This is a genomic window from Acidobacteriota bacterium, from assembly GCA_012729555.1.
Lineage (GTDB): Bacteria > Acidobacteriota > UBA6911 > UBA6911 > UBA6911 > UBA6911.
In genome coordinates this window covers 22,731-33,834 of the sequence record JAAYCX010000052.1, presented here as the reverse complement: position 1 = coordinate 33,834, position 11,104 = coordinate 22,731, and the positions used below count along the sequence as shown (strand labels likewise).

Below are 11,104 nucleotides of genomic sequence, written 5' to 3'. Positions count from 1 at the left end.
GCGGGCAAGACTATTGACTCCGTTTCGAAACCACGTAGAGCAGGCCCTTGGCATCCTCGAGCTTGGCCTGGTCGGTCCCGATCTCCACGAACCTGTTCAGCAATTCCAGGGTGCGCGCGTCCTTTTCCTTCCCCTCGGCGAAGTAGAGCCGGCCGAGGTCGTAGTAGGCGTCGGCGTTGGCCGGGTTGATCTTGATCACCCTTTCCAGGGCCGCCTCCGCAAGCCGCGGCTCCTGGTTCTTCACCCTTTCGGCCAGGTCCGTCAGGACCCTCTCGGGGCTGCGGTCGCCCGCGCTCCGGGGATCGGCCATGACGTCGACCGCCTGTTCGAACTTCTTGCCATCCAGGTAGAACTGCGCGAAGGCCATCTGGTATTCGGCCAGGCTGCCCTCCGGGGCCAGTTCGATCGATTTGCGGAAGGCGGCCTCCGCCTCGTCCCGGCGCTCGAGCTTGGCCAGCGCGCGTCCGATCTGTCTCCAGATCGGAGCCTGCTTCTCGGCGGCGATGAGGGTGTTGGCCTCCTGGAACTTCCCGAGGGCGCCCGCAGCATCCCCGGACCCGAGCATCTTGTTCCCAGCGTCCAGCAGGCCCTGGGCTTTCTGGATCGCCTCGTTCTCCTTCAGGCCGACGATCGTCTTCCTGAGATCCGCCAGGGACGCGTCCCCCGGCTTGAGCTTGAGCGCACTGTCGACGGCCGCGATGGCCTCGTCCCATTTTTTGGATTGGGACAGGGCGCGGGCCCGGTTGGCATGGAGGTCGGGGTTCGTCGGAAACGCCTTGGCGGCCTCGGCGTAGAGGAGGGCCGCCTCCTCGTACTTCTTCGCCTTGAAGGCCGATTCCGCCTTGAAGATCGGCATCTGCTGCAGCTGCTGCCCCACATTCCGCTCGATCGTCTCGTACGGGTTGGCCTTGCCCGCCGGGGCCGTGGAGGGGAGCTTCTTCAGAACCGCCGCGACGGCCTCCGCCCTCTTCCAGGTTTCGGCGGCGTCGTCGAACCGGGATTGCCGGAGGAGCGTCGCGCCGAGGTAGTAGAGCCCTTCGGCCGAGGAGGGGTTGATTTCAAGCGACTGGCGGAAAAGTTTCTCCGCCCCCGGAAGATCGTTCTGCTGGTAGGCCCCCAGTCCCTGCTGCAGCAGGGCGGCGGCGTTCTTTTCCAGGAGCGGATCCTCGAAATGGAGTTTCCGGTCCGCGCCCGCCTCGAACTTGAGGGTGACCGACGCGGACGCCCCCTTCATGTCGACGAACTCGTGGAAAGCGGGCGCGAAACCCTCCTTGCGCCCCACCACCCGGTAGATAGCGTCATCGAGCTTGTCAAAGGCGGCGATCCCCTGGCCGTTCGATTTCTCGTCCTTGGATTTTTTGGTAAGAAGGTTGATGATGACGACCTTGACGTCCTTCAAGGCGCCGCCCGAGGCGTCCAGGCACGTCACCTGGATCTCCCCCTGCTGGGCCCATGCCGGCAGCGCCAGCGCAAGAAGCGAAAAAACCGCGATGGCGGCGACGACCCGTCTGCTGCATTCTCTTTTCATATACGACCTCACCCCGCTCCATTTTTTGACGGGGCTTCCCCCATCCGGAACCCTATGACATTACACGCTCGGCCGGATTTGCGCAACTCGAACCTTGGCCTCAGGGGACTGCCAGAACGAAGCCGGCGGTCCCGGTGGTCCCGTTGCGATCGCCCGCCCGGATGCCGATCAGGTGCTCCCCGGGCGCAAGCTCAGGGGTCACCATGAGATACTCCTCGAGAGGGGAGTCGGCGATGCCGTCGACGGGGGAAAGGAGGCGCCAGGCGCCCCCGTCGATCGAATACTCCGCGCTCTGAACGGCTCCGGCGGAGACCCCCGCCCGGAACCGGACCTCCACCCTGCGCCCCTCGACCGACCGCGAGAGGATCTCGATCGAGGGGGGGGAGCCGGCCACGACGAAGGGGGCGCTCACCCGCTCCCCGATGAGGAAACGGTCGAAGCTGTTGCCCGGTTCGTCGCTGGCCACCACCTTCAACCGGTAGGTCCCGTCCGGGAGCGACGCCGTGCCGAGGGTGTAAAAGGTGTCGACGAGGTTCGATCCCAGCAGCTTCCACTCCGATTCCGCCTCCCCCTTGAAGTAGAGGGAGTAGAGCAGGGGGTCCCCGTTGTCGTCCTCCGCCTTCCAGGTAAAGGACCGGACCCCGGCCTCGAGCGCCTGCCGCGGGGGGAGGGGCTGGTCCTCCCTCCCCCGTCGGCGCGGGGCGAGGAGGCTCCTCCCGTCATCGACATCGACGGAGTAGATGCCGCTCGCAGCCAGCGACGGCTGCTTCTCGAGCGCCAGCCCATGAGGCAGGACCTTGAGTTCGGTGACGCGCGGCCGCACGTTCTGCTGCAGGTAGGAGATCCGCACCCCTTCCAGGGAGGCTTCTTCCCCTTCCCCCTCGAAGCCGGCCCGCCACTGCAGGTAGCGGGCGCGCGGGCTCCCGATCTGCCGGCCGGGCTCCGGATAGGATGTCCAGTCGCTCCACGAAGGGTCGGGCCGGGGGGTGTTCCCGCTCCGGGTGGCCAGGGTGACGCCCCGGCCGCCATCGAACGCGTTCCAGGAAATCCTCCCCCAGGAGGAGACGATCCCGGCATCGAGCGGGTCGGACTCGAACACCCCCGAAGCCGCCCTCCCCTGCCGGAGGCGGTAGACCTTTCCCCGGTTGCTGGCCCCGACATACACGTCGTCCCCCGCCCGGAGCAGCCGGACCGCGTCCTCCTCGGGCAGGTCGGTGACCACCGCCGGGCGGCCGCCGGGGCGGATCTTCAGCAGCCGTCCCTTCGGCCCGGTGGCAAGCAGGAGGGCCCCGTCGGCTCCGGGAGCGGCATCGAACGCCATCCCCCCCGCGGTGCTGTAAAGGAGCTCCACGGCGCCTTCGGGCGCGATGGCATAGACGGCCGTGGCCGCGGACTCCTTCCCCGTCGGGGTCTCTGCAGGGGGGGGGCCGGCCGCCTGCCCCGCCCCACCCGCCGTGGAGCCCGCCGCGCTCACAGTCGCCACGACGGTCACCGTCGTCGAGACCTTCGGGTCCCCCTCCCCGGCGGGGGCGGTCCCGGCGGGGGCCCCGGGCGCCTTCGGGGAGGAGGCCACGGCGTAGAGGGTGCCGAACCGGTCCAGGGCGAGCGCGTGCACCTCCTCGTAGGGGGTGTCTGCCAGGGCGAACCCCCTCCCGCGCCCGTCCACGCGGAGCACCCGCCCGTCGGGCGCGGTCCCCGCCAGCAGGTTCTTCCCCTCGATCACGAGGCAGCGGACGTGGCTGTCGCCGGAGGCGTAAAAGAGGGACGCCTCCCCCGCCCTGTCCACCCTGTAAATGGCGCCGCCGGCCCCGGTCCCGAGGTAGAGGTTGTCCTCCGGGTCGAACGCCATCGCCCATATGTACTTTTCTTCCGGGTCGCAGAATTCCCGGGGGTCGTTCGCCGCGCCCAGGCGGTAGACCTTCCCGTCGGGAGAGGTCGCGGCGTACAGGGTATCGGAGGAATCGAGCGCCAGAGCGAAGACGTGGAGTTCTCCGGAATCGAAATACAGGCTCCCCTTCCCTTCGGGGTCGATCCTGTACACCTTCCCTTCCGTCCCCGTTCCGACGTAGAGGTTGCCCGCCCGGTCGCGGACCATGGAAAAGATATATTCCTGGCCGGTGTCGAACCAGAGGTCGAGGGGGGGTGCGAGCGACAGCGCCCCTTCCGGGCCGAGGGAAACGCCGCTGAAACTCCCCTGGAGCAGCTCCTCCCGGGTGAAGTTCTCCCAGAACCGGGGCATGGCGGCCCAGGAGGCGATCGAAAGGGCCAGAAAGGCGGCCGGCAGGGTGGTTTTCCTCATATGCATGCAGAGACCTCGTGTCAGGGCTTGATCTCGATCGCCACCGACCGGGAGCCGGCGATGACGTCATCGGACGCGGGAAGTTCGTATTCCGCGATGGTGGAGGTGCGGATTGCGGTCAGGGCCCCCGATTTCCGCTCCGATTGGAGCACCGAAAGGATCGACGGGGGGAGGCCCGGCATCCCCTCCCCTCGCATCACCACCCCCGGCTCGCGCCGCGAAAAGCGCAGATAGAGACGGTCGTTCCGGCGCATCCGGTTGAGGAACCCGATCAGCTGACCCAGGTCGCGCGGTGTCAGGGCGCCCCCCTCCTGTTGCTGTTCCAGCGTCGTCAGGGCCGACCCGTCGGCCAGGGTCAGGGTGAGCGGGCCGGGGGAGGCGGTCGCCGGGATCCGCACGGTGCGAACCTCCCGGAGGATCTCCCCGTCTGGCCGCTGAGCCGTCATCGTCAGCTCGACCGAATCCCCCGCCCGCACCTCCCGGCGATCCACCCGGATCGAGTCGAGCCGGGCGCTCCGGTCCTTTTCCAGGACCGAAATCTCCAGGTCGATCCGCTCGAGGTCCAGGTCCGGGTATCCGGCTTCCATCAGGTAGTTGACAGGCACGGCGACCGAAAGCGCGGCGTTCTGCACCGCTTCGCTCCGTGAGGAGAAGCGTCCGGCGACCCGGACCTCGGGCTGGTTTCCGATGCCGATCTTCCCCGTGACCCCGATCGTGGCCCCCCCCTGGGCGCGCTCGGACGCGGTGATGGTGTTGTAGACCGTCATATTGAGCAGGACCGGCGTCAGCATGGAGTCCCGCGCCAGCTCGAACCGGTATTCCTTCCGCGCGCCGCGGCTGGAGAGGAGCCCGATCCGCACCGGCACCGTGCGCGCCCGGTCCCCCACGATGCCGTAGATGCCCATGCCCCGGTCCTGGCGGATCGCGCCCGCGACGCCGCCCGCGGCCAGGATCTTGAAGGAGCTCTCGAAACTGGGGAAGATGGTCACGGCGCTGGCCCGGCGCATCGGGAGCTCCGTGTTCCCCAGTTCCAGGAGGTTGTGCCCGAAGGCATAGAGTCGGTCCCCGTCCACATAGGTCACCGTGCCCCCGGCGGAGACATCCAGGTCCCCCTCCACGAGCGAAACCACGATGTTGGAGCCGGGCTCGAACGGGGGCTGGTCCCCCGGCGGGTCGCCGGATGCGGCTCCGGATCCCTGCAGCAGCGTCATCCCCGCGGCACGGAAGCGGGGGGCGAAAGCCTCCAGAGTCCCGGGATGAAAGCCCCCCAGGGAGAGGGGAGTGGCGATGGGGAGCAAAGAATGCGCGTCCCGCGCGCCCGGGGCGGCGCCCCCTCCCGGCAGGATGGGGAATTCGAGCCCTCCCCCGCCTACGGCGGGGAGCGGAAGCATGCCGTCCCGTATTCCCCCTTTTTCCAGGCGAAGGCCCCCGCCCTTTTCCTCGAAGGCGTCCACCATGTGGGCGATGGGCGTGATCCCCGCGATCGGCTCCCGGGCGAAGGCGTAGGAGTAAGCGACGGCGCCGAGGAGCTTCCCGTCGATGTAGACGGGGCTGCCGCTCATCCCCTCGAAGATGCCGTACCTGTCGATCCGCCCGCCGCTGAAGCGGGCCAGCACCGAATCGGCGCCCGGCGACACCCCGCGCATCACCCCGAGGATTTCCACCTGGAACTCCTCGGGCCGGGTCCCCTGGAAACAGGTCCTGCCGGTCCCCCTGAGTCCGGGGCGGAGGTCCTCGATCCGGAAGAAATCCGGGGCCGCCGCCGACCCGGAATAGGGGAGCGCCGCGAGGGCCGAAAGCGCCGCGGCAAGCCAGAGCGAACGTGTTGTCATCTGTCCCGACCTTTCCCGGCCAGTATATAACAGAATGCCCCGGGGTGAGGGCGAATGACACATTGCGGTTGACGAACAACGGCCGGGGCCCGATGATGGGATCCATGGCTAACGAGGATCTGTGCGCCGTCATCCTGGCCGGCGGGAAGAGCCGCCGGATGGGGAGCAACAAGGCGCTGGTCACGGTCGACGGACGCAGCCTGATCCGGATCGTGATCGATCGGGTGCTCCCCCTGACCCGCCGCATCCTGGTCTCGGCCGACGAGGAGGACGCCTACCGCTTCCTCGGGTTCCCCGTCGTCCCCGACCGCTACAGGGATCACGGCCCGCTGGCGGGGGTTCACGCCGCCATGCATCACGAGGAAGCCACCCTCTACCTCGTCCTGGCCTGCGACCTGCCGAGCGTGCCCACCCGGCTGCTCGAAAATCTCGTCCGCCTCGCCGAAGGGTACGACGCCGCCATCCCCCGTTCGGAGGGGGGGCTGGCCCACCCGCTGTGCGCCGTCTACCGGAGGAGCTGCCTGCCGAGGATCGAAGAGGCCCTCGAGCGCGGCGCCCGGAAGGTGATCGCCACCTTCCTCGACGGCCCCCTGCGCATCCGCTGGGTGACGCCCGACCAGGGCCCGTTTTTCGACTCCGACCTGGCTAATATCAATACTCCCGGGGACTTGCGCACCCTCGGCCGGGGGGCCCGACGGAAAACCTCCCTAAACTCAACATATGGTAGCCAGTTACTCAAATAACCCCATTATATTGTGATTTTTCTTGACCCTGCTGCAATCCCCTATGCTATATTGACCCCCGACAGCGGAAACACGACAGCTCGACCCGCAGCCGACTCCCACGGCCCGGATGCGGGCGGATTCCCGGAGCCTTATTTCCATGAAACGGCGGGCGTTAAAGGCTAAAACCAAGTCGGGATGGTTACGGCGGACGCTGTTGCCCTCCTGCCTTGTCCTGCTTGCAGGCGGCGCCCTGGTCCTGGGTTTCCTGGTGTATACAATCTCCCATCCCGGGGCCGTGACCGAATCGGTCAACCCGTCGCACTACCTCCTCCCGTCGCTCGAACTCCAGGTCCCCTCGAGCCGCGGGGGATCGATCCCGGGGTGGTGGATCCCGGGACTCAGGCACGCCCCGGGCATCATCCTGGCCCCGGGCCACGGCATGAGCCGGTCGGACGCCCTGAGCCTGGCGGTCGCCCTCCATCAGCACGGGTTCAACCTGCTGGTGGTCGACCAGCGCGGGAGCGGCGCCGCGCCCAGGGGGGCCAGCACGCTCGGGCTCGAAGAAACGGGGGAGATGGCCGACGCCGTGCGCTTCATGATCGGGCGCCCCGAAAACAACCCGGAGCGGATGGGGATCTGGGGGGTGGACACGAGCGCCTTCGCGGCCCTCAAGTCCGCGGCCGCGTTCCCGGAAGTCCGGGCGGTCGCCGCCGACAGCGCCTACGAAACCATCGAGCAGTTCCTGGGCTACCGGATCGCCGAGGAATTCGGGGTGGACAACCGCGCCCTGCGCTTCGGGTGCTGGCAGCTCTTCAGGCTGCTCCATATCCCCGACCTCCGGTTCCTCGACCGGCCCCTGCCGGTCGAGGAACTGGCGGGGAAATCGCTCCTCTTCATCCAGGGGGAGGGGCGCAGGGTGCTCGCGGCCTCGACCGCGGACCTGCATGAAAAGGCGCCCGACGGCGAGTTCATGACCCACCCGACCGGGCGGGTTCATGCCATGAGCGGCGAGGGGCTCCAAAACTACGACAGGCAGGTGGCGGGTTTCTTTCATCTGAACCTGCAGTAAAGGGAAACGAGACGGCGGAAAGGGTGGCACGAACGCTATGAACCGAATCAAGAAACTGGAGCTCGTGGGATTCAAATCGTTCTGCGACCGCACGCACATACCTTTCCACGAGGGGGTCACGGCCATCGTCGGCCCCAACGGCTGCGGGAAGAGCAACATCTCCGACGCCATCAGCTGGGTGGTCGGGGAGCAGAGCGCCAAATCGCTGCGCACCGACAAGATGGAAGGGGTGATCTTCAACGGGACCCAGAAGCGCAAACCGACCGGCTTCGCCGAGGTCATCCTGACCCTCTCGCTGGACGACCCGATCGAGATCCCGGGGGCGCCCGAGTTCGACCCGGCGAGCTTCACCGTGGGCCGGCGGCTCTACCGCTCGGGCGAAAGCGAGTATTACCTCGACGGGCGCCGCTGCCGCCTGAAGGACATCCAGGCCCTGTTCGAGGGGACCGGGCTGGGGCCCAACTCCTACGCCATTCTCGAGCAGGGGCGCATCGGCCAGATCCTCAGTTCCAAGCCGGCCGAGCGCCGCAGCCTGATCGAGGAAGCGGCGCGGATCACCCTCTTCAAGAGCCGGCGCTATTCGGCGGAGAGCAAGCTGGAACAGGCGCAGCAGAACCTGCTTCGGGCCGAGGACATCACCCGCGAGGTGGTGCGGCAGCTGAACTCCCTGCGCCGGCAGGCGGCCAAGGCGCGGCGTTACAACCGGCTGAGGGAGGAGCTGCGCTCCGTCGCGCGCCTCAAGGTCGGGATGGAGGACCGCGAACTGCGCCGGAAGCTGTCCGAGTGCGCCGAGCGTTTCACCGCCGCCCGGGAGCGGGAGGAGGCGGTGCTGGCCGAGCTGGCCGGAGCGGAGGGCGAGCGGGACGACGCGCGCCGGGAGTGCACCCGGCAGGAAGAGGAGGTCAACCAGGTCCGCGAGCGCCTGACGGCGCTCAAGGTCGAGGCGGGCGACGCCCGGAACCTGCAGGAAAACCAGGAAACCCAGCGCCTGGCCCTCATCGCCCGCACCGGGGAGCTCGAGCGCGAACAGGCGGCCATCGCCGACCGGGAACGCGTCATCGGGAGCGAGACGGAGCGTCTCCGGGAGACCGGACGCGCCCTGTCGGAAGAGATCACGCGGGAGCGGGAGGTCGTCGAGACCGAACAGGCGAAGAGCGAACGGCTGCAGGAGGAGATCCGGGCGGCCGAAACACAGATCGACGAACTCCGCTCCTTCCTCCTGACCGGGGCCGGGAAGCTGTCGGACCTGAAGAACCTGCAGGCCCGCTGCCAGGAAAGCCTGGCCCGGATCTCGGCCCGGGCCGCGCGGCTCGAAAACGAGCGGCAGATCAGGGCGGAAGAGCGGGCCGGACGGGCGGCCGAACTCGAGAGGGTGCGGGCCGACCACGACCGCAAGGCCGCCCGGCAGCAGGAAGTGGCCGCCGCCGGCGAGGGGCTCGATGCCCGGGCCGCCAGCCTGGCGGGCGAGATCGAACGGCTCGCGGAGGAACTCGCGGCGCTCTCCAACGAGCACGGCCTGATGCAGCACCGCTACTCCTCGCTCGAGGAGATCGAGCAGCGGCGCAGCAATTATTCCGAGGGGGTGCAGAAATACCTCTCCACGCGGGTCCCGGGGGAGGAGGCGTGCCGCGCCAGGACGCTGGCCGACCACATCGAGACCGATCCGGCCTACGAGACCGCGCTCGAGGACTACCTGAACGCCCCGCTGCAGTACATCCTGGTCGAAAGCCGCGAGGACGCCATGAGCGGGGTGGAGCGGCTCAAACGGATCGGCGCGGGGAAATGCACCTTCATGACCCTGCAGAACGGCCACTGCCACGGCACCGGCGCCGGCCGGCCGGAAGTCGGCGGCGACGGGGTGATAGGCTACCTGGACGAGCTGCTGCGCATGGCGCCCGACGTCAAGAGCGCGTTCGGGCGCGCGCTCCCCGAATACGCCTCGACCGTCATGGTCTCCGACCTCGATACGGCGTTTCGCGTGGCCGAGCGATCGCCAGCCGCCAACTTTCTGACCCTCTCGGGGGAGGCCTACTCCCCCCGCGGCACCCTCTCGGCCGTCGGCGAACGAAAATCGATGGCGGGCTTTCTCGCCCTGAAGCGCGAGAAGCGGGAACTCGGGAAGAAGCTGGCCGCGGTGGCCCAGAAGATCGAATCGGCGCGCGCGGCGCTCTCCCGCCTCAAGGAGGACCAGTCGGTCACGGCGGAATCGATCAAGGCCCTGACGGCCGAGGCCCGCAAGCTGGAGGTGGAGACGGCCCTCCAGGGACACGAGATCTCCAGGATCGAAGCCGACCTGGGCCGGATCGAGCAGGCGGAGCAGGTGGCCGACACCGAACTCGGCCAGCTCGGCGCGGAGCGGCGGGAACTCGAGTCCCGCCTCGAGGGGGCGGCCGGGGAGATCGCCGGGATCGAAGCGCGCAGCGGCACCGGGTCGGCGGAGCTGGCCGGACTGAACGCGCGGCTGCAGTCGCTCCGTACCGGAAGCGCCACGCTCTCCAGGGACCTCGGCGCCCTCGTCTCCGCCCTCGCCGTCAAGAAGGAGCGCCGGTCGGGCATCGACGCCGACCTGCGCCGGCTCGAGCAGGAATCGGGGGAGGTGCGCCGGCGCGCCGAAGCCAGCCGGACCGAGGCCGCGCAGGTGCGCGAACGGATCGGGGAACTCGCCGCCGCCCAGGAGCAGGCCAGGGAGAGGATGGCCGCATGCGCCGGGGCCATCGAGACGACGGAGGAAACGCTCGGAGCGATGCAGACGGCCCTCTCGGCCGGGCGCGCGGCGCTCGGGCAGGTGGAGGAGCGGCTGCGGGTCCTGCACTCCGGGCGCGAGGAGACCATGAACGCCCGGAGCCGGATCGAGATCGAAAAAACCCGGCTCGAAAACGACCTGGAGCATCTCGAGCGCCACTGCCAGGAGGAGTTCCACCTTCCGGTAGCCGAGCTCGTCGTCGACATCGAGGACGACGGGTGGCAGCGCGAGTACCGGGAAGTGGCCGAGGAGCACGACCGGATGCGCGAGGCGGTCGAAAACTTCGGCCCGATCAACATGCGCGCCCTGGAAGAGTACAAGGAGCTGGAGCAGCGCTACCAGTTCCTGAACGGCCAGCGGCTGGACATCGAGAAATCGATCGCCGACATCCAGAAGGCGATCGCCGACATCAACCGGCGCTCCGTCGAACAGTTCGAGGAGGCGTTCCGGGCGATCCGGAAGAATTTCCAGGAGGTGTTCCAGATCCTCTTCGGCGGCGGGCAGTGCGACCTGAGGCTGCTCGACGAGGAGGACATGCTCGACAGCGGCATCGACATCATCGCCCAGCCCCCGGGGAAGCGGCTGCAGAACGTGCTGCTGCTGTCGGGGGGGGAGAAGGCCCTGACGGCCCTGGCGCTGCTGATCGCCATCTTCCGCTACCGCCCGAGCCCCGTCTGCGTCCTGGACGAGGTCGACGCGCCGCTCGACGACGCCAACGTCAACCGCTTCGCGCGGCTGGTGACCGAGCTGAGCCACAACACCCAGTTCATCATCATCACCCACAACAAGAACACCATGGAAACGGCCCAGACGATGTACGGCATCACCATGGAGGAGCCTGGGGTATCGAAAATCATCGGCGTGGATTTCCGTCAGCAGCAGGCGCTGGCCAGCTGATCCGGAGAGGA

At 68.2% G+C, this 11,104-nt stretch carries 6 protein-coding genes; 3 read left to right on the top strand and 3 right to left on the bottom strand.

What is annotated here, in order from left to right; translation table 11 throughout:
* Positions 1-10: 10 nt before the first annotated feature.
* The 3 genes from GXY47_10475 to GXY47_10465 all read right to left on the bottom strand — a co-directional run bounded on the left by GXY47_10475 (position 11) and on the right by GXY47_10465 (position 5,659).
* Complete coding sequence (locus GXY47_10475) at positions 11-1,528, bottom strand: tetratricopeptide repeat protein (protein NLV31568.1); 1,518 nt, start codon at positions 1,526-1,528, stop codon at positions 11-13.
* 100 nt (positions 1,529-1,628) lie between these two features.
* Positions 1,629-3,833 carry a hypothetical protein gene (locus tag GXY47_10470; GenBank protein NLV31567.1) on the bottom strand — a complete coding sequence of 735 codons (2,205 nt, stop codon included), beginning with the start codon at positions 3,831-3,833 and terminating at the stop codon, positions 1,629-1,631.
* Positions 3,834-3,847: 14 nt separating this feature from the next.
* On the bottom strand, positions 3,848-5,659 hold the full coding sequence (locus GXY47_10465; protein NLV31566.1) for a hypothetical protein: 1,812 nt from the start codon (positions 5,657-5,659) through the stop codon (positions 3,848-3,850).
* Between the two features lie 104 nt (positions 5,660-5,763).
* On the opposite strand from GXY47_10465, the gene GXY47_10460 reads away from it, so the two are divergent.
* From GXY47_10460 to smc, 3 genes are all read left to right on the top strand, one after another.
* The gene (locus GXY47_10460; protein NLV31565.1) at positions 5,764-6,402 is read left to right on the top strand and encodes a molybdenum cofactor guanylyltransferase; all 639 of its coding nucleotides are present in this window, start codon (positions 5,764-5,766) and stop codon (positions 6,400-6,402) included.
* Positions 6,403-6,598: 196 nt separating this feature from the next.
* A complete protein-coding gene (locus GXY47_10455) occupies positions 6,599-7,453 on the top strand; it encodes a hypothetical protein (GenBank protein NLV31564.1) in 855 nt (284 codons plus the stop codon).
* 37 nt (positions 7,454-7,490) lie between these two features.
* Entirely contained in the window at positions 7,491-11,093 is a 3,603-nt protein-coding gene (gene smc, locus GXY47_10450) for a chromosome segregation protein SMC (protein ID NLV31563.1), read from the top strand.
* Positions 11,094-11,104 lie beyond the last annotated feature (11 nt).

Coding starts and splice junctions, on each gene's coding strand:
- GXY47_10465 (NLV31566.1), bottom strand. CDS start 5,659: ATGACAACACGTTCGCTCTGGCTTGCCGCGGCGCTTTCGGCCCTCGCG.
- smc (NLV31563.1), top strand. CDS start 7,491: ATGAACCGAATCAAGAAACTGGAGCTCGTGGGATTCAAATCGTTCTGC.
- GXY47_10475 (NLV31568.1), bottom strand. CDS start 1,528: ATGAAAAGAGAATGCAGCAGACGGGTCGTCGCCGCCATCGCGGTTTTT.
- GXY47_10470 (NLV31567.1), bottom strand. CDS start 3,833: ATGCATATGAGGAAAACCACCCTGCCGGCCGCCTTTCTGGCCCTTTCG.
- GXY47_10460 (NLV31565.1), top strand. CDS start 5,764: ATGGCTAACGAGGATCTGTGCGCCGTCATCCTGGCCGGCGGGAAGAGC.